This window comes from Nostoc sp. UIC 10890, assembly GCF_054786515.1.
In genome coordinates this window covers 171,533-194,768 of the sequence record NZ_JBSGKF010000002.1, presented here as the reverse complement: position 1 = coordinate 194,768, position 23,236 = coordinate 171,533, and the positions used below count along the sequence as shown (strand labels likewise).

Below are 23,236 nucleotides of genomic sequence, written 5' to 3'. Positions count from 1 at the left end.
TTTACTTAACATAAAAATATTTCATCTCTATTTCATCAATACCTTTCACAATTATAGATATAGAGGTAATTAACCGATTAACAAAACAAGGAGAATATTGATGAAAAAGCTGATTTACACATTTGCTTTTACCTTAGTTATTGCATCTTCAGTTCCTACTGCTTGGGCGAAAAATCCAAACGATGCTAAATTTTCCCATCTCGGAAATAGTGCTGCTGTTCCTAATGATGCCCGTACCATAGATGCTACTCATAAGTTTGATGTTCATGTCCAAGGTAAAGCTCTTTCAGAATTGGCGATTGATTTACCAGAGGGGGTAAGTATTGATAAAGGAATTGAAGTTCAAAATAAATTAGGTCAAAAAATTCCGACAACGGTTTCCATTAACAACAGAAAAGCTACAGTAGCTTTTTCGGAACCAGTAGCCCCTGGTACAAGCATATCAATTCGTATGAAAGGAGTTAATACTCCAGGTTATGAGGAAACTTGGCATTATCCAGTATCTGTCAAAAAGGTTGATATGAAAGAAGAAATTCCACTTGGTTTAGCCCGGATTCAGACTTACGGTGGCTAGGCTGAATAACTGCTGTTAATTTTAGCTGTGGCTGTTAACTAAATTAATCGGTAGCTATAGCTATAGGGTGGGATGGTGGATCTTCCTTACCCTACATAATCTTGCCGGAGTTAGTTATGAAAAAGTCAATTTATGCGGGTGCAGCATTTTTTCTAATAGTAACTTCTTCATTTCCATCTGCTTGGGGAAGCGAAAACAAGGACAATTTCAAAGTCTCCTATATTGGTAATGGCGTAGCATTTCCTAGCACTGTTGGGTTTTCAGGTGCAACGCATGAGGTTCATGTTCAGGGACAATCTCTATCAGAACTGGCTATTGATTTACCCGATGGTGTAAGCATTAACAAGGGAATTGAGATTCAAAATCAATCTGGCAAGAAAATTGATGCTCAAGTTTCTGTAAATAACCAAACAGTTACAGTGATTTTCTCCCAATCTGTGGAACCGCAGACAACACTCTTAGTTAAGCTGCAAGGTGTTAATACATCATTTCGTAACCACGTTTGGCTGTACCGAGTGTACGGCAAAATGCCTAATTTAACAGCACAAATTCCTCTTGGTACAGCTCGAATTCAAACTCACGGTCGTTAAGTACTCAAACTTGGCTTCCTAAGATTATTTCATCCATTAGTAGCATAAATTGCTTATTGTTTGAGGATTTTAGCTATGAAGATACCTGTCATCCGAACTGCATCTATTTTGGCAATTCCCTTGGGAATAGCTTTACTTCACGTATCGTTGGGTTCTGCTGCTTATGGAAATGCAGATACCTCAAAAACAGGAGTTTGTGAAAATATTCCCCCAGCAAGACCCACTGGTGGAGCTAGTTTAGCAAGACTACAAGCTTTACAAAAATGCTATAAAGGGCTTCCGCAAGGCACAGTACAACAATCCAGTAAAACAGGAGTCTGTGCAAATATCCTACCAGCAGAACCTACTGGCGGAGCAACTTCAGCAAGACTCCAAGCCTTGCAACGATGCTATAAGGAAATTTCGCCGTAAACTTCCACTCTATCTAAATAGATAGTATGTGAGCCTGTAAATTTATTCTCTCGACATGTCTTGCTAGAGGACATACTATCAGCAGGCTCCTAGTTTGGGTCTGTTTTTCTTTAATAGCGGTAAATGAACAATAGCCCTACTCCAGCGATCGCCGTCGTTCATGCGCTGGCATTCGCTTCAATACACAATTAGCTTTACAGCTCAATCCTTTATTTAATTCCTATGTACTTGCTGCTACCTCTCTAACCACAGTTTTAAAGCTAATACCGATCTATGTTGCTCCAATACGCAATTATTTTGATACCCACTAGAGTGCAGTCCACTAGAGTTAGCCATTTCTCTATAATTTAGTGTTTTGATGTTTGTTTGGATTGAATTGGGAAACTTGTTTATCAAGTGGTTTTTATTCGTTGAATTTATTTTATTAAGTAACTTGTAATTTCATCCTAATTTCATCATACTATGCTTTTATTATTTTTGATAATTGACTTGACAAATATCTAATACAATGCTCAATCTACTTACTATTTTTTTATTCAAATATTTTAAATTTCATCTTAATTTCATCTTCCTCTGAGAATCTAGTTATAGGGGTATACCCTATCATTACTTATTACTTTGGTGTGAAGAGCAAACAGCCATGTCTAAGTTATTTTGGAAATGCCTGCTAATTAGTCCTGGAGTTTTATTAGCCAACTTAGCTTTTTCAGGAGCAACAATAGCTGCTGAAATTCCTGTTCCAACTGAAGTTAAACAAGAAGCAAACTCTCTTCCAAAAGATTCTTCTTTAAGCCAAATTCAACAGTACATTGGTGAGACTGGCCAAGTCACATCCGTTTCGCAGTTTTCTGACGTACAACCAACAGATTGGGCATTCCAAGCTTTACAATCACTAGTTGAACGTTACGGTTGTATTGCTGGTTATCCCAATGCGACTTACCGAGGTAATCGTGCTTTAACTCGTTATGAATTTGCTGCTGGTTTGAATGCTTGTTTAGATAGAGTTAATGAACTGATTGCTACAGCAACTGCTGACTTAGTAACAAAAGAGGATTTGGCTACCCTACAGCGTCTGCAAGAAGAATTTTCTGCGGAACTAGCTACCCTGCGTGGTCGCGTAGATGCTTTAGAAGTACGCACTGCTGAGTTGGAAGCCAATCAGTTCTCGACTACCACCAAGTTAATTGGGGAAGCAATTTTTAACGTATCTAATGTTTTTGGTAGCGATCAAAGGGCAGTTCCTTCTGGTGTAGATCCAAGTACTGCTCCTGACCTAGATTCTAATACTATTCTAACTGACCGGGTTCGTCTGAGATTGGAATCAAGTTTTGTTGGTACAGACCTGTTGCAAATCCGCTTGCAATCCCGGAACATCACTCCCTATGACACAAATGTGACGGGTACTAACATGACCCGCCTCGGTTTTGACGGAAATCAGAACAATGAGACTGTCATCGATAAAATTAACTATGCTTTCAACCTGAGTAATGCAGTGCGGGTAAAAATTGATGCGGCAGGCGGTAACATATACGACAACATCAACAACTTCAACCCTGATCTTGCCAGTGATGGTAGGGGCGCTTTGTCTCGCTATGGTCGATTTAGCCCCATCTATCGCACTGGTTTCGGTGGTGCAGGTGCAACCATAACTTTGAATCCTACAGGAGCTTTCACTGCATCTGCGGCTTACATAGCTCGCACAGCTAGCAATCCTGGTTCAAATGGAGGTCTGACAAATGGTGCCTATACAGCCCTTGGTCAGGTAGCTTTCAGGCCTAGTGATGCATTTAATATTGGTCTTACCTACGCTCACAGCTATCAAAATAGTTTATCCAGTGTAAACATGTTTGAGGGTACAGGTAGTGTATACGCAGGTAATCCCTTCAATGGAGTTGCTACTACTGCCAACCATTACGGTATAGAAGCTACCTTCAAACCCAGTTCCAAGTTGACTATTGGTGGTTGGTACGGTTACAGCAACGCTGAAGCCAAGGGAAGTGGTACGGGTGTAAATCAAGGTGATGAAGCATCAATGAACTACTGGGCTGCAACCCTAGCCTTCAAAGACTTTGGTAAAGAAGGCAACTTGCTTGGCCTGATCTTTGGTCAACCACCTAAAGTAAGTGATAATGATGCATTCACTTCCGCCGCAAGAACTACTAGGCGTGAAGATAACGACACCTCTTACCACCTAGAGGCTCTGTACCGCCTACAGATCAACGATAATATTTCCGTCACTCCTGGTTTATTGGTTATCTTTAATCCAGAGCATAATAATAACAATGACACCATCTACGTTGGTACACTGCGTACCACTTTTGCTTTCTAAAACGGCTAACAGATAATGGTTAATATTTCTTAGCTATTAGCTATTAGGTATTCTCATTTGGAAAAATCTTAGCTCGCCTGCGGGCGGGCTTTTATATGGAAAAATGAGCAATTTATTGAGATTTATAATTTGATATAAATAAGGGTTGTTTTGTCTAGGGTGGTATATCAAAACTAATACTTATTTGTTAGTACATGAACGAAGTCAAAACCCTAGCTTTTTATTTGTGTATTGTGGTTGGGGTTAAGTGCAATTAGAGATTTTCTAAGCTGACTTAATATTTCATCTTGATTTCATCTTTACCTGTCAGAATAAAAAATAACTCGGTATATCTCTTGCAATTAGTTAGATTTGTTAACTTCTCTAACTGAGTATCACTCACACCAATTGAGCAATGGGATGTACTGAGTTTTTCTTATAGATTATCTACTGCCAAGGCGTAGCATCTGTTTATGATCTTAGATAACTTGCTTGTATACATGATTGAATAACTCAGAATTTCATCAACTTCTGTCAATCTATTTCTAAGGGATTACCCTGTTATTAACTATGCTGATTTTACAAAATTGCCACGAACCTCTAACTTTTCAATTTGATATGCGGGTACTGCTAGTCGAAGATGAGTCAGATTTGGGCGCTGCTATTAAGCGAACGCTGAAGCAACAAAAATATTTAGTTGACTGGGTAATGGATGGTAATGAAGCATGGGCATATTTAGAAAATAGTTCGGCACAATATACAGTGGCGATTTTAGATTGGATGCTCCCAGGATTTACTGGTTTGGAATTGTGTAAAAAGCTGCGTTTAAAAGGAAATTCTTTACCTGTCTTGATGCTCACAGCTAGAGATAGCATGGAAGATAAAGTTGCTGGCTTAGATGCGGGTGCTGATGATTACTTGGTGAAGCCTTTTGGAATGGCAGAATTACTGGCAAGGTTGCGGGCATTGCAGCGGCGTTATCCCCACTTACAACCTCAACAATTAACCGTTGGTAACTTTACTTTAGATTACAGCAATAGTACAGTTGTCGGTCAAAATACGACGGGGGAAAAACAGGAAATTTCTTTAACTAATAAAGAATTCCAACTGGTGGAATATTTGATGAAGCACCCCAATCAAATTGTTACCACCGAACAGATTCGCAATCAGCTTTGGGAAGTGAGTGCAGAACCTGCTAGCAATGTGGTAGCAGCACAAGTACGTTTGTTGCGTCGCAAACTAGCCTGCTTCGACTGCACCAACCCGATTGAAACTTTGCACGGTATGGGATATCGTCTTAATGTGACTAATGAATCAAAATAAACTGTTTCGAGGAACTCGTGTTCGTTTAGCTCTGTGGTATGCCCTCGTCATGGGTTCAATTTTAAGCGTTTGTGCTTTCGGTGTCTACAGAGCTGTTTTCCGTGCCCATGTGGTAGCCTTGGACAGTGAAATTGAGTCTGTAGCCGGAACACTCCATGACACTATTGAATTTAAGCTCAGGCAACCTGGGAGTTTGGAACCTGTTATACAGCAGCTATTCCCAAATATAAATCTATGTAGAGTTGAAGCCGGCTGTACTCAACAGCAGTCAGATACTAAACGCCATTTTCTTGGTGTAGTTAACAAAGATCACTACTATGTGCGTTTTTTTGATATTTCAGGACGCTTGATTGCTACTACTGGCAATTATCCAGAAGGGCTATCTACTGTCTTCAGCAATGAAAAATGGTTATTTCTCAAAGACAGCAAAGGCAATGATTATCATCAAAATTCTTTAATGCTACACACCCAAGATAATCGGGATTGGGGCTATATGCAAGTGGGGCGAAGTCTTGAAGAATTTAATCGTTATCTGGATAGTGTGAAATTAAGTTTAGGTTTGGGATTGCCGATCGCAATGGGTATGGTTGCAGTTGCTAGTTGGTGGCTATCAGGATTAGCTATGCAGCCAATTTATCAATCTTATCGACAAATTCAACAGTTTACAGCAGATGCAGCACACGAATTGCGAACGCCTTTAGCTGCAACAGGCGCAACGGTGGAATCAGCGCTTTTAATGTCGCAACTGGATGAAGAAGAAACGCGGGACATTCTGCGAACTATCCACCGTCAGAATCAGCGACTTATTACTTTGGTTGTAGATTTATTATTATTGGCTCGTTTAGATAGGCAACACTTGCCAGTACAACTAGAACAATGTTGTCTAAATGATATTGTCAGCGATTTAGTCGAGGAATTTGAAGCAATGGCAGCCGCGGCAGGCGTAATGCTGCAATCTAGCATCAAGGTAAATAAGCCAGTAAATATTGTCGGTGATAACGACCAGCTTTATCGTTTGGTTTCTAATTTAATTGTCAATGCAATTCAGTATACACCCAAAGGAGGGGAAGTTACGGTTTGCCTGGGTTGTAGCGACCATCATGCTGTGGTTAGGGTTCATGATACGGGTATTGGTATCCCAGAGAAGGAACTTCCGCGAATTTACGATCGCTTTTATCGCGTGAATAGCGATCGCTCTCGCAGCACTGGCGGTTCTGGATTAGGATTGGCGATCGCCTCTGCAATTGTTCAGGTACACCACGGTAGTTTGAATGTGCAAAGCGAATTAGGTAAAGGTAGTACTTTTACTATCGAACTACCGTTTAATGTTATCCACCTAAATAGCGATCGCTCTTTTTCGCCATTTAAATGGCTGTTTCGCCGCTTACGCCAATCTAAATAAAAGATTTCGTATTTAACCTATAGGTTTTCTATCTTTTGTTACTACCCCTGCTTTTAGAGTGTAGTCATTTTTTGCTGTGTGATGTGAGTTATAGGAGTTTAAATAATATATGTCAAAGTATCGTTATCTAGTAGTTGCAGGTATCGGTTGTGTATTTACTTTAAGTAATTTTGCTGCTAGTTCAGCTCAACCTGTACGTGCTTTGACTCAGCCTCAGAGTAGTCAAACAGAAAAAGTTCCTTCTCAAGCTGACTCATCACCAACTACTCAGTCTGCATCTCCCACTCCGACTTTACTCGATAACCTCAACCCTAATCCCAATTCTCTCCAGTTTCCTACCAAACCAGAAGATGTCAAAATTCAGATAACTCAGCCAATCACTCTGCAACAAGCTTTGGAACTGGCACGGCGGAATAATCGGGAGCTACAAGTATCAATACTGACTTCAGAACGAAGTCGTGCATCTCTACGTGAAGCACAAGCTGCTTTGTATCCCAATGTTAGTTTAAACACTGACATTTCTCGTCAACAATCTGCTAGCGGTCAGCTTTCTACTGAACTGCGTTCTAGAAGTGGGATACCTTCTACAGAACAAGCTCCAAGTACAAACTTTTCTGGAGCGGCACAACTGAGTTATAACATTTACACCTCTGGCTCCAGGTCGGCTCGCATCAGAGCAACTGAGGAACAATTACGTTTTGATGAGTTGGATGTAGAGCGTTTGTCACAGGAAATTCGGCTGAATGTTGCCACTGAATATTACAATTTACAACAAACAGATGAACAAGTACGAATTAATCGTGCTGCTGTAGAAAATGCCCAACGAAGTTTAAAGGATGCTCAAGCATTAGAAAGGGCTGGAGTTGGTACTAAATTTGATGTTCTTCGTTCTCAGGTAAACTTAGCAAATGCTCAACAAGAGCTAACTAATGCTATTAGTCAACAGCAAATTGCTGCAAGGCGGTTGGCGACGCGGTTGAATTTACCACAATCTGTAAACATCAGTGCAGCAGACTCCGTGAAATTGGCGGGTTTGTGGAATCAGACACAAGAAGAAAGTATTGTGCTTGCTTTTCAAAATCGTGCAGAACTTCAACAACAGTTAGTACAACGCAATATTAGTGAACAACAGCGACGTTTGGCGCTTTCTGAGGTTCGTCCCCAAGTTAGTTTGGTTGCTAGTTACAACTTGTTGGACGCTTTTAATGATAGTGTTGGCATTACAGATGGCTATTCATTAGGAGTTAGAGCCAACTGGAATTTATTTGATGGTGGAGCAGCTAAGGCTAGGGCTGCTCAACAGAAAGCCAACATTGCTATTGCCGAAACTCGTTTTGCAGAGCAACGCAATCAGATTCGCTTTCAGGTGGAACAGGCTTATACTAGTTTGCAATCTAATTTAAGTAATGTTCAGACTGCTACCGTTGCTCTAGAACAGGCTCAAGAGGCTTTACGTTTAGCAAGGCTGAGGTTTCAAGCTGGTGTAGGTACTCAAACAGATGTTATTGTTTCTGAAACTGAGCTTACAAGGGCTGAGGGTAATCGGGTTACGGCTATTTTGGATTACAATCGTGCTTTAGCTAATTTGCAACGTGCTGTTAGTGCTAGTTTTTCTACAGCTACATCACAACCGTAAGATATTACGTAGACAACAGACAGTTAATTTAACTCTTTCCAGCTATTGCCTTCATTCTGCGATTGAAAGACAGTATTGTTCTCATTCACTGCATATAATATGTGGGGAGTGTTGGGAGCGATCGCTAGTTTTACAACTACACCATTAGTTTCCGTCCAAAGTTTCTCCCACGTTTTACCACCATCACTACTGCGATAAACACCGGGTGCTGACTTGAGAAAACGATACCCATACATTACAGTGCTGTTACCCTCTTTTTGCAGAGCTAGACTGGCAATAGGAGCTTCCTGTGTATTAGCTACTAACGTCCAGTCATTGCCGCTGTTAGTGCTTTCATACATTCCCGAACGGGTAGTTGCAAACAAATGCTCAGGGTTACGGGGTTCAACCACAAGGTTAAAAGGAGTATCGCCTAATCCAGTCATGCGGACTTTGACCCAAGTTTTGCCACCATCAGTAGAAGTATGCAGCCCTTGCGCCCCAGAAGCAGGCCATCCATAAAAAACGTTGGGGTTACTCGGTGCGATCGCTATTGCATGAAAATCTACCCCAGGCATGGAAATCTGTTTCCAATCTTGCCCTTGATTCTCACTTATCTGGAATCCTAGATTACCTCCTGTGTGTGGATGTCCGCTGGAATAAAAGCGAGCGCTGTTAATTGGATCGGCAGTAAAGCCCATATAATCAGCTCGCTCTTTTCCCATCCAAAACCATTCCCCAGTTTCAGAACGTTGCAACAGTCCGTTATGACTTGCAATATAAATAATGTTGGGATTATCTCGATTCACAGTCAAACCATGAACGTGATTATTTGCTTGCCAATTGCCCGCTTTCTCTAGGGAAACATTTACAGCCTTTAGTTGAGATTGATTGGTTGATTGGTTGGCAGAGAGTGGCTGGTTGGTTGACTGATTGCTAGTAGGTGGCTTGATAGAACGACCGAACCACACCCCCAAGCCTCCGCCCAAAAAGAAGGAAACTCCTATGGGCAAAGCACAGCAAGCCACCATAGCAATTCCCATCCATTTCATCATGTTGTGGTCTTTTGAGTCAGGCTGACTCATAATTGTGTTTCTCCTGAGTAAGTTTTCTGCTGTAGTAAAGCTGTTGACCTATGATGAAACGCAAAAGCAAGTGCGATTTGAGCTTCTGGATAAAAGGAACGAGTCCGATAGCCATCCTGGTTTAGCTTAAGTTCCTTAGCCAAACCATAAGATGGCTTCCTTAGCAATGAGTTCATTAGCCTTTTTCGGCCAGACTTCTCTAAATATTTCTAGTTTTTTCTGACATTTCAAATTCAAATGTGTTTCTCGCTGAGGGATTTATCAAGCCCTATTTTGACGGACTGTTTTGGTTATTCATCATTCCCGGCATATTGTTCATCATTCCTGGCATCTTATTCATCATTGCTTGGCAACACTTACATCCCGTTTGGTTTGGCTGCTGTGGCGTTTGATTCGTTGGGGCTGTTCTTTGACTGGTCAGCACTTGAATTAGTTTTGCTTCGTTTATAGCCCTGGCGGATTGATTCGGTGTCACAGTTCCCTTGGGAGTGTTGGCAAAGGAAGCAGTAGTGGTTAACGTAAGCAATGCAAAACTAGCTACGGCTCCGCTCAATACTGTCTTAACGCCTGTACTAATGTTCATTTTGTACTCTCCATTATTCTGTTAATTTAGTAGTTTTTGAGAAACTAAGGCCATTCTAAAGTCTCTATTCGGGTATAGAGTCAAGTCATAAATTTACTAGTCTCGGAAATTGTGAACAGGTATATCAGAGCAAGCAACTTCCTCGATCAAGCTACAAAGCTCTTTATTACAGGGATTATCCAAAGGTCGGTTTTCCCAACGCTGTTGATATGCCTCTAGCTCATCCTTCAGTTCTTTCATGCGATAAATCTGCTCCTCAAGATGAGCAATTTTCTGTTTGAGTAAGTCCCGAACTAGGGGACAAGCAGGGTCGCCTTGGGAACGGATACCTAGCACTTGTTGAATTTCAGACAGGGAAAACTGTAAAGATTGGGCTTTTTTGATGAATTGCAGCCTGTTGATTGCCTCGCAGTCGTAATAACGGTAGCCACTTTCACTTCTTTCAACTGGTTTTATCAAGCCCAAGCCTTCGTAATACCGAATTGTTCCCACTGCCACATCAGTTTGCTTCGCCAGCTCACCAATTTTCAGCAGCTTTTTTGGGGATGATACTTCACAGCAAACTTGTTTCACGACAGCAATCATAGTTATTTACTACTATGTGTTGTTATAACTTTAAAGTCTATAGTCGGCTAGAGAGTCAAGTGATAATTGTCAATTTTTGTGTAAAGTTTAATTACAATACTTGTGGGCAAAAATATTAGCTTAAAACTTGATGAGCCAGGGTTACAAATTTGAGGAGATGATATGTCCAAATGATTTGAATTGAGGTTATTTGGAAAATAATATTTACCTATGGGGTTGACTCTATAGCCGGCTAGAGGATTCAGAATGAATGAGTCAAAAGAATTTTGGTGGACACCATGACAAAACGTCAAATTGAGATTTTTACGGCTGACTGTCCTCTTTGTGATGAGACAGTGCAAATGGTGCAAGAACTGACTTGTCCTGACTGTGAAGTATCGGTCTATAACCTGCGACATGAGCAGGAGAAAGCCCAGCAGTATGGAGTAAATGCAGTGCCAGCGATCGCAATCAATGGAAAACTTGTCTTAACTGGTAAACCGAATTTAGAGCAGTTGCGAGCGGCTGGTGTAGGTCAACCCCTAAATTAGAAGCAGTAAGAATGAGGAATTTACCACCCGAATGGGTGGTAAATTCGCATAGGGTACTGTGTACATATAAAGTTAGAAACACGGGAGTTTTGCACTTCTCGTCTTACTGATAAAACATCAGCTAAATTAAACAGCATTTATCCAAAAATCAGCTGTGACGATTTTGCCATTGCGATTGAACTGACCCCAGAGCTTATACTTTCCTGGTTGAGGAAAGCTAGTCATAAAATGAACTTGTCCAGCAGGGGTATCTTTTAGCGCATGGGCATGAACGTAATCTTCTGCTTTCAATGGGGTTGACTGTCGTAAGATGACTAAATGTCCTCTTTCTCCTAAGTATGGCTGCAAGTTTGTAAGCGGTTGATTGTTAGAAGCATCTCGTAATTTAAACATTAAAGCGACTTCTTTCCCTGCTTTCACAGTGGGTTCAGAAACAGCGAGATTAACTTTAGTATCATTGAACGTTTTACTGCGATTTAGGTCAATTTCTGAAGCAGCAATACTGTTTCCAGAAACTTGTGTTTTCATTACTGAGACTTGTTCTGTTTGACCAGCAGGTTTGTAGTCACTAAAAAATGTGTAATTGCCTGCTTGCGGAAAACGGGCTGCAACTTCAAACTGCCCATTTTCTTTATATGTGGGATGAAGATGACTAAAAAACTGAAGATCATCGCTGACAAGAATGAGGTGCATTAGCTTTTCTTGGAAAGTGTCAAAGTTAGCGATCGCTTTCCCATCGGAATCTTGAACGCCAATCACTATTGGAATATTTTTATTAGAGGTAATGTTACTGGTAACTTTGAGTTTTGCCTGAGCAAATGCTTTCTTCTTATCACCCGCGCCACTTGTTGAATGTTCTCTGTGATGGCTCCCACTCATTGAACGCTCCTCATGCTGATGTGTGGTAGCAGATATTGGTTTCCCTTCGTCTCTAGGTAATAAGGAGCAACTTTGAGCCAGTATCAAAGTAGTAGTTATAGCAATTGCATTCATAAATCGATTCATTGATTTTGCTCTATTTTTTAATAATTGAAGTTATTCAAAAGTCTCAATTCATCTGGTGAGTCAAGATGGCAAACATTAAAACCACAATCTTTATTTGCCAAGGTGCTAAGATTAAACTGACAATTAGGCAACCAACTGTAAATAAACTTGTTAGTTCCGCCATATCGTCAGTAGAATTTTTCAAGAGATAACTAACTCCTAGACCAATCGTTAGTGGGAACAGAAAAAGCAAGCCCATATAAGTCACATCTCTTGCTCAAAGCAGAAGGACTTTTCTGAAATGAATATTTGACTATCAGCAATTAGCATTTGACTAATTGCTGATAGTATAAAAAACTCAAAAGCCTAAACAGATGGATAGCCGATAGCAGCTATTAGTTCTTTAATTTTTGTTTTAGATGTTTGAGTTTCTATACTGACAAGTTTTGTGTTTGGATCTGCTTGCACTATGGCTGTAGAATCAATTGATTGAATTGCTTTGGTAATAGTATTCGCGCAAGCAGAACAAGCCAGTTTGGGAACCGTTAGTTGCAGTGTCATAGTGTTAAATTCCTTAAATAACTAATTTATTTATAAATGACTAATTTAATTAGTAAAAATCAGCACATTAAGTTCATCCGTTGATGTGCTGATAAAAAATTAAACAATCAAGCTGTTTATTTAATTTTTTTCAATAATAGGACAAATTGTTTGTTCAGGATTTTCAGGTATTGTTTCCCAACCAGAAACTAGTCCTGATAATTCTTGCCTCAGAATGAGTAATTGCTGAATTTGTTCATCAATAGCTGTTATCTTATCTTGCAGTTTAGCTTTTATATGTACGCAGGGTAATTCACCTCCGTCGTGAACATTCAAAAAATCCTTAATTTCTGATAAGGTCAATCCCAGACTTTGGGCACGTTTGATAAAGTGCAAGCGAGCCAAAACATCAGAGTTAAATAATCTAAATCCACCCTCGGTTCTCCCTAATGATCTGAGTAGGCCTAGCTCCTCATAATAGCGAATAGTTTTAATTGGTACACCGCTAGACTTGGCAACATTACCAATGAGTTTTGGCGCTTCTTGGACTAACATACTTAGCTGCTTTCATGCTAGATAAATTTATTTACCTTATCTTAAACTCTCCAGTCAACTGGAGAGTCAAGTGGGAACAGAATCATCTTGCTAATTATTTGCTACTGGATTATGTGGCAGGCTTTACTTCCATAACACCACGATACATATTCATACCACAGGTGAAGGTATAAATATCTGGTTTGTCTGGCGTGAACCCAATTGATGTAACCTCGTTGAGTGGTAGGTTTTTGGCGATATGGAAATCAGGTAGCCGTATTTCTTCAAGACAACTACTAGGGTCACGGCGTAGGAAGTTAAGGCGAACTCTTTGACCTGCATTGACTAGAATTCGACTAGGTTCGTAGCCTCCATCTACAGTAATATCAATTTCTTGAATACCATCATGGGCTTCAGCTTTTTGGGACTTTGATTTACTTAGGAGAAACCACCAAATTTCTAATCCGATTAACCCCAAGCCGACTGTTGTAACTGCACCTTTTACCGAGAATGGTTGCTCAATACGGCGGAACTGAGTTGTCTTTGATCGCTCGGTAGTTGGCATTTCATGATTCATCTGTGCAACTACTTGATCTGAAGCAACACTGAATGCCAATCCCAAGCTTGCTATACTGCCAATAATTACTTTACTCAACATTTGCTACCTCCTTATACTACTGCTTTAGCTTGAAATTTCCGCAGACGTAGGGCATTTGTCACAACTGAAACCGAACTAAATGCCATTGCTGCACCGGCAATGATGGGGTTAAGCAACCAACCGAAGATAGGGAAGAGAATACCAGCGGCGATTGGAATGCCAGCAACGTTGTAAATGAAAGCAAAAAATAAGTTTTGCTGGATGTTACGAATCGTAGCGCGGCTGAGTTGAATGGCAGTGACAATGCTTCGCAAGTCACCGGAGATGAGTGTGATGTCACTAGCTGCGATCGCTACATCTGTACCTGTGCCAATTGCCATTCCCACATCGGCTTGGGCTAACGCTGGTGCATCATTAATACCATCACCAACCATTGCCACAATCTTTCCTTCTGATTGTAGTTTCTGTACTGTAGCGGCTTTTTGGTCAGGTCGGACTTCTGCCAAGACGCGCTTGATACCAACTTCACGAGCAATGGTTTCTGCGGTGCGGCGATTATCTCCGGTGAGCATCACCACTTCTAAACCCAGTTTTTGCAAAGCGCGAATTGCTTGTATTGAAGTAGGTTTAATAGCATCAGAAATACCCATCAATCCTTGAATTTGTCCGTCAACCGCAATCCAAATCGCAGTTTTGCCCAGATACTCCAAACGCTCTTTATCTTTTTGTAAGGCTTGGGTGTTGATGCCTAATTCTGACATCCAGCGTTGCGTACCAATTTGCACAAGATGACCAGAAACTATACCTTGTACACCACTGCCTGCGATCGCTTCAAACTCTCTGACCGAAGCTAATTCCACTTCTTGAGATTGGGCGTATCTGACAACAGCTTCTGCCAATGGATGTTCAGAATTGCGTTCCACAGATGCCGTAAGTTGCACCAACCTCATCTCATTGCCATTAGCAGTACCATTGACGGTGACATAATCGGTAACTGTTGGTTTACCCTGAGTGATGGTTCCAGTTTTATCTAGTACTATTGTTTGGATTTTGTGCGCTAGTTCCAAGCTTTCGGCACCTTTAATCAAAATGCCATTTTCCGCACCTTTACCCGTTCCTACCATTACAGAAGTTGGTGTGGCTAAACCCAGCGCACAAGGACAGGCGATAATTAGTACTCCGACTGTGGTGATCAGCGCTAAAGTAACGTTGCCTGTAAAATTAAACCAAATGATGAAAGTGAGCAGTGCGATCGCAATCACCGCAGGTACAAACCATCCAGTTACTTGGTCTGCTAATCTCTGAATTGGGGCTTTGGAACCCTGTGCTTGCTGCACTAATTGGACAATCTGCGCCAGCACAGTATCACTTCCGACTCGTGTCGCCCGAAACTTGAAACTCCCAGTTTTGTTAATGGTAGCTCCAATCACTTCATCGCCTGGTTGCTTTTTGACAGCCACACTCTCCCCTGTCACCATCCCTTCATCAATTGTGGATGCTCCCTCAATTACTTCCCCATCAACAGGAATTTTCTCACCAGGACGAACCAATATCACATCTCCAATAATTACTTCTTCAATTGGGACATCTACTTCTCGTCCATTACGAATCAAACGAGCCGTTTTAGCTTGTAACCCAATCAACTTACGGATAGCTTCTGAGGTTTGTCCTTTAGCACGATTTTCAAATAGTCTTCCTAGCAAAATCAGGGTAATGACGACAGCAGCAGTTTCATAATATACATCTGGTGTTAACCCCTGATTGATAAAAAAGCTGGGAAATAATGTGGGAAATAGCGAATAAAAATATGCTGCACTTGTACCCAAAGCAATTAGAGTATCCATTGTGGCAGCATGACGTTTTAAAGCTTTCCAACCATTGATGTAGAAAGAGTAACCACACCAGAACTGTACTGGGGTAGTGAGTATCAACTGTATCCAAGGATTGTGTAGCCATGCTGGGATAAAGGGTAAGTGTAACCCTGTCATCATGGGCAGTGAACCTATGACCAACACAGTGCTAATAATGCCTCCTACCGCCACCTTTCGCATTAAATCGCGGGATTCTCTTAAGCGATGTCTTTTTTCAGCATCATCTTCTCCCGCCATTAGGTTTTGTTCTTGGAGCGGGTAGGCGGAATAACCTGCTACATCTACCGCCTCTTGAATAGCTTCTAAATCAGTTCGTCTAGGGTCATATTTAACTGTTGCCTGTTCTGCTCCAAAATTCACTATACATTCATTGACACCGGGGACAGAATTAATCGCATCTTCAATGCTGTTGGCACAAGAGGCACAACTCATGCCGCGCAGTTTGAGTGTGGTATTCTCCATCTGACTGCTCCAATGAGTAAATGGCGCTAACTAATTTCATCTTGAATGCTCCAGTACACTGGAGAGTCAAGGGTAGTGCTGAAATTTTTTTTAAGCGCATATTGATGCAGCATTATCAATGCTTACACTTAAAGATGTAGATGGTGAATATGTGGCTCAAATTGCTATCAATACCAGCAGCGGAATAAAGGCAAATACTAATGGAACCAGCTGACTGCCGCATTTCCAAGCCACTTTGTGACAATAATATCTACGTTTACTTAAAAACGGGTGCAGAGTTTGCTGATACCAATTCTCCATGAAGATGCACAGAATAAAATACTTGAAACTCCATGCTTTGCAAGGAAATTATTCTATGCAGGCTCACATAGATTTGGTATGACGCAATTGAGAATTCTGGATGTCAAAGTACCAAAAGAAGTTTTTGAGCAATGATGGTTGCTACAGTAACACCACAGCAATGACTAAAAAACACTACACTCCTTCTAGAAAACAGCAGAGTGGTGAAAATGGTCTTGGCGAGGCAATTTTCTAGCTTTGAAAAATATGCCCCCTCCCCCCATTTCTGTTAAAATCTTAATATAAAAGACTTGTATAACTATGCCCCCTGATAAATGAATACCTTGACATTTTTCCGCAGCTTGAGAAATCCGGTATTTGCAAGGCTGTACACTGCTCAGACCACTAGTTTATTGGGCGATGCACTTACTTGGGTAGGTTTAGCCCTTCTGGGCTTTGAGTTAGCTGGAAAGAATGCTGCGGTTGTGCTTTCAGTTGCTTTGACTCTGCGTGTGACTGCTTTTGTGTTGCTGTCTCCCCTTGCAGGTGCGATCGCAGACCGCTTTGATCGTAAGAAAATCATGGTTGTTACCCATATATTCAGAATGCTAATTGTGGGTATGTTGCCTTTTGTGACGCAGATTTGGCAAGTTTACGTATTAATATTTGCGCTGAACGTCTTTAATGCTTTCTTCACCCCAACTTACCAAGCCACGATTCCATTAGTCACGAGTGAGAATGACTATGCAGGCGCGATCGCTCTTTCGGCTGCTACTTTTCAATTACTTGGTGTACTTGGCCCTGGTATCGCTGGGAGTGTCGCCGCCTTCATTGGTGCGAGACAAGTTTTCTTTTTGGATGCTCTCAGCTTTGCGATCGCGGCAGTCTTAATATTCACTTTACCAGGTCAGCTCGTCGTTGCACAAAATCAACAGCCTTCCAGAACAACACGCCGAACATGGGGAGACATTAAAGACGGTACAACTCGCCTGCTTACAGATGCACCTATCCGTTACGCGCTAGGGATGCAGTTAGTCGCATCAATTGCCGGAGCGCAAATCTTAGTAAATACTGTTGGATATGTTCAAGGTACACTCAAATTGGGAGAAGTGCAGTATGGATGGGTGATGGCGGCTTTTGGGATTGGTGCAACCCTGTGTGCAGTTGCGGTTGGTACGTTCAATAGAAGTTTGCCACGTACAACGTTTGTTTTGATTGGTGCAATTTTGATCACATTGGCTTTGTTGCCCGCTAACTACGCAAATTTAGCACCACTGATGCTGTTATGGTTTGTGGCGGGTGCAGGGCAAAGTTTAGTGAACTTACCCACCCAGACATTAATTGCAGACCGCATCCCAGCTGGTGTACAAGGACGAGTTTATGGCGCACACTTTGCCTGGAGTCATCTTTGGTGGGCAATCTCCTACCCTCTTGCCGGTTGGTTGGGAAGTAACTTTGCTGAACGTGAGTTTCTTTACGGTAGTTTAATTGGCTTCATGCTGCTAGTAGTACAAATTACCCTCTCACCTCAGGAGCATGAACACGAACATCTCCACTATCCTAGTGTGCATGAACATAAACACATCCACGATGAATACCATCAGCATAACCACGATGAGGGGATAGCTATAGGCGAACCTCACAACCATCTTCACGAACACACGATGATTATCTATCACAACCATCCTCACAAGAGAGATATTCACCATCGCCATAGTCACTAAATTGCTGTTACTACAACTGCACGAATTCGTATTAAAAGAAATGAGTACATATCAAAGAATGTCAAAAGGACTGGGAGAAACTACTCAGACTTAATAAATCAGTTGTAATAGAATTAAATGGCGGATATTTCTGTTTTCAAAATACTGTTAATACAGAATACATTCCATTGCGGCAAACTGTTTTCAATCCCATGTACCCGTATAGGCATCCAAATCACTCTCACCTGTGAAATTCAGCCATTACGTCTCACCTTCTTGAAACGCTAACTCCAACGAAAACGGTAGGCACCCAGGATTAGCAGCTGCCCACTCGTTGGCTTCTGCAATTAGGGTTTTGTTACCTGAATCGAGATAGAATTGCATTTTGGCACTCTGCTCCAGTCTTTCGCGTTCCCTGCCTCCTATCAAGCGTCGCGCAATTAGGCAATACTCTCTAGCTACACGTTTGGCGTGGGATGCTGCTTGGAGTCGCAACTTAGTCAGTTTCTTCAGTTCTGCCAAAGCGAGAGCGGCTGCTGAGTCGCCTGAAGGTGTACTTTGCTCGCTAACTTCGGCTTTTTGTGAGATTTCAGACGGCACAATTGCAGCTGTAGATGCAGTAAACAGAATACTGGCAGAATTGATTAATAAGTTTTTGTTATTGTAATTTTCAGCCGCGCTGGGGTTAGAAAGGTATTTAAAATCCTTATCTGAATTAGTTTGATTAACGTTTTCAGCTAGTTGTATAATATTTGAAGAACCTAATGAATTATCAGAATTATTAATGCTTGAAGTTAAAGACAAATCTTGTGATTGTAATAAATTCAATTCTTCAGAATTAAAATTAATTTCTTCAGATTCATCTTGTACCTGTGGTAAAAACAATTCCCCTTCAGACACAGTAACTTCTTCAAAACTTGCTAATGCCAACTGCCCTGTAGGGGCATCGGCAGCAGGCGGTAGGCAGTTACAAAAAACCTTCATATAAAAAGAATGACCGTAATTCCCGATTTGATAAGAATTTTCAGCACTTTGTTTTGCAAATGAGTTTTGAAAACTATTAAATTGCCCGTCATTGCTTGATTGATAAGGGTTTGAGCTATTTTCTGCCCACGGATCTAAGATGTAGCGCGTGGGATGCCACAAATGCAAGTGCTTTTGTAGTGTCTCTTGTGAGATAGTTTTGTGAAAGCGGCGCTTGTATTCAGCACGTATTGCTTTCCCTCGTTCAGTAGCCCCTACTGGCAACCCACTATCCCACTCTATTGCCCTTACCACTAACTGGATGCGTTGTTGGGCTTGTTGGCTGCGTTCCCAGTTCTGTTGCTTACGACGGTCAAATGGGATTACATTGTCTTTGGGTTTATCTATGTTGTTAATGCCTGCTATGGCTTCTGCAAATGTGTTGGCGAATGTACCCAATAACCTTTCGGGATAGCTAATGTAGGCACTGTACCATTTGTTGCGAATTGTGGATTCTACCCAATGCCGCACTCTAGGTTCGATTTCGTGTTGGTGTCGGCAATATTGGCTGTAGCCAGGGGCGTTAATTGCGGTAGTAAGGCAAAATTCGACTAATTTATCACTCTCTAAGTCTAAAAAGACGATTCCGTAGCCTACGAAGATTTGTAGGAGGGTGTTTGTTTGTCCTTTTCCTGTCCAGCCTGTAGTGATGATTTCTTCCCAGTTGGCACGCCACTGTACAACGTCAGCAGATTCTTGCTTGCGATATCTCTCCCGTGAAATTTGTTTTTTGGCTTTGTTCGCTACCCGTTTTAGTTTCGTTAAATCTTGCCGACTTGCCGCGCGATCGCAATAGTCGAGGAAGATAGAAACTGAGTCACTAATAGGTTGTAGGTCATCATTAAGTAAAAATGACCCGCTACCCGGTTGCATGGGGCAACGGATGGCTTTGTAGTTAGTTATTTGTTTGGCACTATATGGTTTGGTGTTGGGGAAGATTTCTAGGTGTCCTTGGCGCAGGATAAAGCCTGCGTTTCTTAAGGTAATCTCTAGGGCGCAGGCTAGGGGAAAGGTAGGTAGGGGAGATGCGAAGCTTAGGATTAGGTGATAACCGCCACTAAAGCTGGACTGGAGGATAATGATATCGACTATGCCGATGTCCTCTAGCGCTGCTTTGATACGATTTATGGATTCAATGTTATGGTAGTCGCCTTCTAAGTCTAAATCGATTGTGGCGTAACGAGTTGTGTCGTTAAAGCGCAGACCTACTAGTTTCGACTTGTCCTGGTGCAGGTTCCACAGTTGGGAGGGTTGGAGGTAATAATCGATAGTGCGCCATGCTGGTTTTGTACCTTCTACTAAAGAAGGGGCAACTATCGCCCCAAATGGATGCCAAAAGCGCTCTACGTAGCGTTTACCCACGGATTCGGCGGGCAGGTGGGGTTTGATTTTCTTTTTTGAAGGCTGTGAAAGACTTAATTGGGGCTTGTTATCAAAATCTGCCCCAAAATCTTCTTGGTACATGAGTGACTGTCCTGATGATTTTTGTGCATCAGGTAGCCTCGCTGTTGGTCAAAATGTGTTAGCCTAAATTTGAAATTTTTATGTTTAAGCGGTTGGTTATCCGCTTGTTGGAGACGACTGGTAATCGTCTCATGGTTGAAAGCAAACAAAGGTTTATACTTGTTTAGGCTTAGATATACGTAGGCTTAGGCTAAGATTTAGTCCAACACGCTTCACCAACAACAATGCGACTACCCAACTTTTTTTTGGTAATTATTTAAATGAGGCAGTTCTAGCGGAGTTGTCACTAAATCGACAAAAGAGTTTTAGGATAACAATGCAAAGCTAGTAACACCCACAAGTGTCACCTCACATTGGCTCTTGTTAATACAACTGGTGAAGATGAAATTACTCATACTCCACCATCGAGTTTAAAAACAAAAAACAGTCAAATATCTTGATACGAGTTCAGCACCCACAATAGTGAACTCGTATTGCAATTAGTATTGAGATGCTAATCTAGTAAGTAATGTTAAATTGTGGGATAAATTCTCTACTAAATTAGCAGCCCACAGCTACCTATGCAGCACAAATCTTATCCTTTTTTCTATTTGTAGAAACTTCCATTGCTTTCATTTGGGTCTTATAATCTTCCCAAGTTTTTTCAAATACGTCAGACTCATACATCCGCAATAAAACCTCCTCTTTATCAGTTAAATTTGGGAGTTTTAACAACTCCGCCAAAGACACCTGAACTGGAAAAACATCACTAAACTTTTGCATTAATTGAAATATTCTCTTCCTCTGTGATGCAGATGGTTCATCCTGCAATTCTGCATCAATTTGTCGCGGGCGTAGATTCACAATTTCTAGGCTCATATTCCCTAAATTCCTCAATCCAAACACAACAAACTCATTAGTTATAGCAATAACCCGTCCCACAATTTCCAACTCGGGCCGCAGTCTCTTTTTGAATTGATATACTTGGTCAAGCTGGAAACGTCGAAACGGATTGCGCTCGCCATTCAGCATCCAAGCAATACCATCGCCTATACTACCTATCTCATCTGCCTCCAGAAGGTCTATTACCTGGTTACAAATATCTTGATTGCAAACAAACTTGTATGCTGCATCAATACTCCGGTTAAATTCCATCTCCAGTGCAACAACTGCCTTAAATTTTTCCATGTCTCGTAATTGAGAAATTAATTCAAAAACTTTCTTGCCCTTGTGATAACTACCAACACTTATATTTAGATTCTCCGAAACCTCCCGAATCACGGGTTTACCCTTCTTTAATTGAGACTTATTCTCAGTTACCGAATGATTCAAATTTGAACACTTCGATTCATTCAAACGACGAGCGCTCTCCCTTTGTCTTTCTTTCGCTTGGGGACGAAGTACGCTCTCCCAGTACTGCCCCTCGTGAAATTTCTGGTAATGAGTCTTCCCGCCTTCGCGATGAAGATTAAAGTCAAGCACTAGTTTCAAATCTTCTTCAGGCGAATCAGACTCAACAAATTCCACTTTCACAGTGGAAATCCCTAACTGGCGAGCTATCTGCAAGCGACACTTACCTGCCAAGACTACATTGACACCAGTACGTGCAGATACCTTTAAAGATTCAAGAATCCCTTTTTCCGAGATACTTTTTTCCAAAGCTGGACGTTCCTCATTCTCACCATATATTTCTATCAGCTTCGGATGAACAACCAACTCCGCAGGCGAAATATATACAATTGCCGGATTCTGCACAAGAGACATATTTATACTCCGGTTCACAAATTGTCACTCAAAAGATAATTTCAATCTTGAAAATCCCGACAATAAAGCAGGAAAAGCTTCAGCAGCAAAGTTTGTAGCACTTCTATCCCTTGGGAAAAGTGACAATTTTAAAAAATAATTAATTCTTGTAAATACCAAAGATTACCTACCAGAAAATCTCTCAAAGAGAATTTTCTCGCGCAGTAACTATTATTCTCAACCCATTGACAACTAATACAACTGAAGAGATATTTAATGCACTGGTATTGAGAAAAAAAGCATCTATCTAAAGAATGATTTGTAAAACTGTGTAAACTCATGATATGATGGCTCTAGATAACTAAATTGACAAAACAAAATTCCGTCCTGTTCTAGTAACAGGTGGTCTTGTTTTTTCTCAAAGCCCTGTTTGCACCAGGGCTTTGAGTGAATCTTTAGGAAAAATGGACTCTACAAAAAAAGTATATCAGGCTTCATTCCATTTGGCAAAATTGTACAGTAAAGAGGGGTAAATTTTTAGATGCCTCGTCTTCAAATACTAAATTCTATTGAAAAGCAAGCACTAGAGCACATAGCAGCGACCAGCAGCGATGAAGTTAGCAAAAGAGCGAAAATTTTGCTAGGGCTAAACGAAGGCAAAAGATATGTAGCCTTAGCCCAAGAGATTGGCGTAACCGAAAACTCAATAGCAAAGTGGAAGAAAAGATGGACATCAAGTACCATCTTGTCAGAAACCCAGGAGTCGGCGATCGCAAAAGCTAACGAGGTATTAGGTGTCAACGTCGGTAGACCTAAGAAGTGCAAAAGTACAGAGGCAAGCAAAATTGTCGAAATCAGCCAATGGAGCAAAAATCGAAAACCCAGTCGTTCAAAGCACCATTACCATACGCAGGTAGCTGAGGAAGCCACTCGGAGGGGATTACCAACATTATCGCCAAGAAGTATAGGACGCATCTTGGAAGCCCAAACTTAATAGAAGGAATTATCAAGCAAGCACCATCCTATATCAAGGAAGTAGTTTTGAAATCC

22 protein-coding genes and 1 pseudogene are annotated in these 23,236 nt (G+C 41.3%); 11 read left to right on the top strand and 12 right to left on the bottom strand.

Going from position 1 to position 23,236, the window contains the following annotated elements:
- The first annotated feature begins 100 nt into the window (after nucleotides 1-100).
- The 7 genes and pseudogenes from ACWATR_RS30805 to ACWATR_RS30775 all read left to right on the top strand — a co-directional run.
- Nucleotides 101-574: a DUF2808 domain-containing protein gene (locus tag ACWATR_RS30805; RefSeq protein ID WP_193915441.1), complete on the top strand. Its 474-nt coding sequence runs from the start codon at nucleotides 101-103 to the stop codon at nucleotides 572-574.
- Between the two features lie 116 nt (nucleotides 575-690).
- Complete coding sequence (locus tag ACWATR_RS30800) at nucleotides 691-1,164, top strand: DUF2808 domain-containing protein (RefSeq protein WP_460341247.1); 474 nt, start codon at nucleotides 691-693, stop codon at nucleotides 1,162-1,164.
- A gap of 75 nt (nucleotides 1,165-1,239) precedes the next feature.
- Entirely contained in the window at nucleotides 1,240-1,575 is a 336-nt protein-coding gene (locus tag ACWATR_RS30795) for a hypothetical protein (protein ID WP_460341244.1), read from the top strand.
- A gap of 640 nt (nucleotides 1,576-2,215) precedes the next feature.
- Entirely contained in the window at nucleotides 2,216-3,904 is a 1,689-nt protein-coding gene (locus ACWATR_RS30790) for an iron uptake porin (protein ID WP_460341241.1), read from the top strand.
- Nucleotides 3,905-4,453: 549 nt separating this feature from the next.
- Nucleotides 4,454-5,206, top strand: a complete 753-nt coding sequence (gene rppA, locus ACWATR_RS30785) for a two-component system response regulator RppA (protein ID WP_228042962.1) — start codon at nucleotides 4,454-4,456, stop codon at nucleotides 5,204-5,206.
- A complete protein-coding gene (gene rppB / locus ACWATR_RS30780) occupies nucleotides 5,193-6,608 on the top strand; it encodes a two-component system sensor histidine kinase RppB (protein ID WP_460341238.1) in 1,416 nt (471 codons plus the stop codon). Before rppA ends, rppB begins: the two co-directional genes overlap by 14 nt.
- A 301-nt stretch (nucleotides 6,609-6,909) precedes the next feature.
- Nucleotides 6,910-8,244: pseudogene (locus tag ACWATR_RS30775) on the top strand (TolC family protein); the annotation flags it as partial.
- 23 nt (nucleotides 8,245-8,267) lie between these two features.
- Here the strand turns inward: ACWATR_RS30775 and ACWATR_RS30770 are convergent.
- The 4 genes from ACWATR_RS30770 to ACWATR_RS30755 all read right to left on the bottom strand — a co-directional run bounded on the left by ACWATR_RS30770 (nucleotide 8,268) and on the right by ACWATR_RS30755 (nucleotide 10,476).
- The gene (locus ACWATR_RS30770) at nucleotides 8,268-9,308 is read right to left on the bottom strand and encodes a F510_1955 family glycosylhydrolase (RefSeq protein WP_460341235.1); all 1,041 of its coding nucleotides are present in this window, start codon (nucleotides 9,306-9,308) and stop codon (nucleotides 8,268-8,270) included.
- A complete protein-coding gene (locus tag ACWATR_RS30765) occupies nucleotides 9,305-9,484 on the bottom strand; it encodes a hypothetical protein (protein WP_289794618.1) in 180 nt (59 codons plus the stop codon). The genes ACWATR_RS30770 and ACWATR_RS30765 overlap by 4 nt, the downstream gene beginning before the upstream one ends.
- A 92-nt stretch (nucleotides 9,485-9,576) precedes the next feature.
- Nucleotides 9,577-9,891 carry a hypothetical protein gene (locus tag ACWATR_RS30760; protein WP_289794617.1) on the bottom strand — a complete coding sequence of 105 codons (315 nt, stop codon included), beginning with the start codon at nucleotides 9,889-9,891 and terminating at the stop codon, nucleotides 9,577-9,579.
- Nucleotides 9,892-9,987: 96 nt separating this feature from the next.
- Nucleotides 9,988-10,476, bottom strand: a complete 489-nt coding sequence (locus ACWATR_RS30755) for a heavy metal-responsive transcriptional regulator (RefSeq protein ID WP_289794616.1) — start codon at nucleotides 10,474-10,476, stop codon at nucleotides 9,988-9,990.
- Nucleotides 10,477-10,754: 278 nt separating this feature from the next.
- On the opposite strand from ACWATR_RS30755, the gene ACWATR_RS30750 reads away from it, so the two are divergent.
- Nucleotides 10,755-11,006 carry a thioredoxin family protein gene (locus ACWATR_RS30750; RefSeq protein WP_460341229.1) on the top strand — a complete coding sequence of 84 codons (252 nt, stop codon included), beginning with the start codon at nucleotides 10,755-10,757 and terminating at the stop codon, nucleotides 11,004-11,006.
- A gap of 126 nt (nucleotides 11,007-11,132) precedes the next feature.
- Here the strand turns inward: ACWATR_RS30750 and ACWATR_RS30745 are convergent, their stop codons facing one another.
- The 6 genes from ACWATR_RS30745 to ACWATR_RS30720 form a co-directional block, all read right to left on the bottom strand.
- Nucleotides 11,133-12,011 (bottom strand): hypothetical protein, encoded by an 879-nt coding sequence (locus ACWATR_RS30745; RefSeq protein WP_460341226.1) that lies wholly within the window; start codon nucleotides 12,009-12,011, stop codon nucleotides 11,133-11,135.
- A 43-nt stretch (nucleotides 12,012-12,054) separates the two neighbouring features.
- Entirely contained in the window at nucleotides 12,055-12,195 is a 141-nt protein-coding gene (locus ACWATR_RS30740) for a hypothetical protein (RefSeq protein ID WP_414568004.1), read from the bottom strand.
- Between the two features lie 161 nt (nucleotides 12,196-12,356).
- Entirely contained in the window at nucleotides 12,357-12,551 is a 195-nt protein-coding gene (locus ACWATR_RS30735) for a heavy-metal-associated domain-containing protein (protein WP_289794613.1), read from the bottom strand.
- A 120-nt stretch (nucleotides 12,552-12,671) separates the two neighbouring features.
- Nucleotides 12,672-13,085 carry a heavy metal-responsive transcriptional regulator gene (locus ACWATR_RS30730; RefSeq protein ID WP_289794612.1) on the bottom strand — a complete coding sequence of 138 codons (414 nt, stop codon included), beginning with the start codon at nucleotides 13,083-13,085 and terminating at the stop codon, nucleotides 12,672-12,674.
- Nucleotides 13,086-13,194: 109 nt separating this feature from the next.
- Nucleotides 13,195-13,719 carry a cupredoxin domain-containing protein gene (locus ACWATR_RS30725; RefSeq protein WP_460341450.1) on the bottom strand — a complete coding sequence of 175 codons (525 nt, stop codon included), beginning with the start codon at nucleotides 13,717-13,719 and terminating at the stop codon, nucleotides 13,195-13,197.
- A 14-nt stretch (nucleotides 13,720-13,733) separates the two neighbouring features.
- A complete protein-coding gene (locus ACWATR_RS30720) occupies nucleotides 13,734-15,995 on the bottom strand; it encodes a heavy metal translocating P-type ATPase (protein WP_460341219.1) in 2,262 nt (753 codons plus the stop codon).
- Between the two features lie 400 nt (nucleotides 15,996-16,395).
- Here ACWATR_RS30720 and ACWATR_RS30715 point away from each other — a divergent pair, with 400 nt between their 5' ends.
- Both ACWATR_RS30715 and ACWATR_RS30710 read left to right on the top strand, forming a co-directional pair.
- Nucleotides 16,396-16,530, top strand: coding sequence for a hypothetical protein (locus ACWATR_RS30715; protein ID WP_460341216.1), 135 nt, complete (start codon nucleotides 16,396-16,398; stop codon nucleotides 16,528-16,530).
- Between the two features lie 79 nt (nucleotides 16,531-16,609).
- Nucleotides 16,610-17,998, top strand: a complete 1,389-nt coding sequence (locus ACWATR_RS30710) for an MFS transporter (protein ID WP_460341213.1) — start codon at nucleotides 16,610-16,612, stop codon at nucleotides 17,996-17,998.
- A 240-nt stretch (nucleotides 17,999-18,238) separates the two neighbouring features.
- On the opposite strand, the gene ACWATR_RS30705 is transcribed toward ACWATR_RS30710, so the two are convergent.
- Nucleotides 18,239-20,464, bottom strand: coding sequence for a hypothetical protein (locus ACWATR_RS30705; RefSeq protein WP_460341210.1), 2,226 nt, complete (start codon nucleotides 20,462-20,464; stop codon nucleotides 18,239-18,241).
- A gap of 558 nt (nucleotides 20,465-21,022) precedes the next feature.
- Entirely contained in the window at nucleotides 21,023-22,207 is a 1,185-nt protein-coding gene (locus ACWATR_RS30700) for a ParB N-terminal domain-containing protein (RefSeq protein ID WP_460341207.1), read from the bottom strand.
- Nucleotides 22,208-22,727: 520 nt separating this feature from the next.
- On the opposite strand from ACWATR_RS30700, the gene ACWATR_RS30695 reads away from it, so the two are divergent.
- Nucleotides 22,728-23,180 (top strand): helix-turn-helix domain-containing protein, encoded by a 453-nt coding sequence (locus tag ACWATR_RS30695; protein WP_460341204.1) that lies wholly within the window; start codon nucleotides 22,728-22,730, stop codon nucleotides 23,178-23,180.
- The last annotated feature ends 56 nt before the right edge of the window (nucleotides 23,181-23,236 follow it).

What these genes read in the sequence shown, in the direction of transcription:
- ACWATR_RS30705 (WP_460341210.1), bottom strand. Translation starts at nt 20,464, where the DNA reads ATGTACCAAGAAGATTTTGGGGCAGATTTTGATAACAAGCCCCAATTA.
- ACWATR_RS30790 (WP_460341241.1), top strand. Translation starts at nt 2,216, where the DNA reads ATGTCTAAGTTATTTTGGAAATGCCTGCTAATTAGTCCTGGAGTTTTA.
- ACWATR_RS30795 (WP_460341244.1), top strand. Translation starts at nt 1,240, where the DNA reads ATGAAGATACCTGTCATCCGAACTGCATCTATTTTGGCAATTCCCTTG.
- ACWATR_RS30695 (WP_460341204.1), top strand. Translation starts at nt 22,728, where the DNA reads ATGCCTCGTCTTCAAATACTAAATTCTATTGAAAAGCAAGCACTAGAG.
- ACWATR_RS30710 (WP_460341213.1), top strand. Translation starts at nt 16,610, where the DNA reads ATGAATACCTTGACATTTTTCCGCAGCTTGAGAAATCCGGTATTTGCA.
- ACWATR_RS30755 (WP_289794616.1), bottom strand. Translation starts at nt 10,476, where the DNA reads ATGATTGCTGTCGTGAAACAAGTTTGCTGTGAAGTATCATCCCCAAAA.
- ACWATR_RS30745 (WP_460341226.1), bottom strand. Translation starts at nt 12,011, where the DNA reads ATGAATCGATTTATGAATGCAATTGCTATAACTACTACTTTGATACTG.
- ACWATR_RS30735 (WP_289794613.1), bottom strand. Translation starts at nt 12,551, where the DNA reads ATGACACTGCAACTAACGGTTCCCAAACTGGCTTGTTCTGCTTGCGCG.
- rppA (WP_228042962.1), top strand. Translation starts at nt 4,454, where the DNA reads ATGCTGATTTTACAAAATTGCCACGAACCTCTAACTTTTCAATTTGAT.
- ACWATR_RS30730 (WP_289794612.1), bottom strand. Translation starts at nt 13,085, where the DNA reads ATGTTAGTCCAAGAAGCGCCAAAACTCATTGGTAATGTTGCCAAGTCT.
- ACWATR_RS30765 (WP_289794618.1), bottom strand. Translation starts at nt 9,484, where the DNA reads ATGAACTCATTGCTAAGGAAGCCATCTTATGGTTTGGCTAAGGAACTT.
- ACWATR_RS30760 (WP_289794617.1), bottom strand. Translation starts at nt 9,891, where the DNA reads ATGAACATTAGTACAGGCGTTAAGACAGTATTGAGCGGAGCCGTAGCT.
- ACWATR_RS30805 (WP_193915441.1), top strand. Translation starts at nt 101, where the DNA reads ATGAAAAAGCTGATTTACACATTTGCTTTTACCTTAGTTATTGCATCT.
- ACWATR_RS30720 (WP_460341219.1), bottom strand. Translation starts at nt 15,995, where the DNA reads ATGGAGAATACCACACTCAAACTGCGCGGCATGAGTTGTGCCTCTTGT.
- rppB (WP_460341238.1), top strand. Translation starts at nt 5,193, where the DNA reads ATGAATCAAAATAAACTGTTTCGAGGAACTCGTGTTCGTTTAGCTCTG.
- ACWATR_RS30800 (WP_460341247.1), top strand. Translation starts at nt 691, where the DNA reads ATGAAAAAGTCAATTTATGCGGGTGCAGCATTTTTTCTAATAGTAACT.
- ACWATR_RS30770 (WP_460341235.1), bottom strand. Translation starts at nt 9,308, where the DNA reads ATGAGTCAGCCTGACTCAAAAGACCACAACATGATGAAATGGATGGGA.
- ACWATR_RS30700 (WP_460341207.1), bottom strand. Translation starts at nt 22,207, where the DNA reads ATGTCTCTTGTGCAGAATCCGGCAATTGTATATATTTCGCCTGCGGAG.
- ACWATR_RS30750 (WP_460341229.1), top strand. Translation starts at nt 10,755, where the DNA reads ATGACAAAACGTCAAATTGAGATTTTTACGGCTGACTGTCCTCTTTGT.
- ACWATR_RS30715 (WP_460341216.1), top strand. Translation starts at nt 16,396, where the DNA reads ATGTCAAAGTACCAAAAGAAGTTTTTGAGCAATGATGGTTGCTACAGT.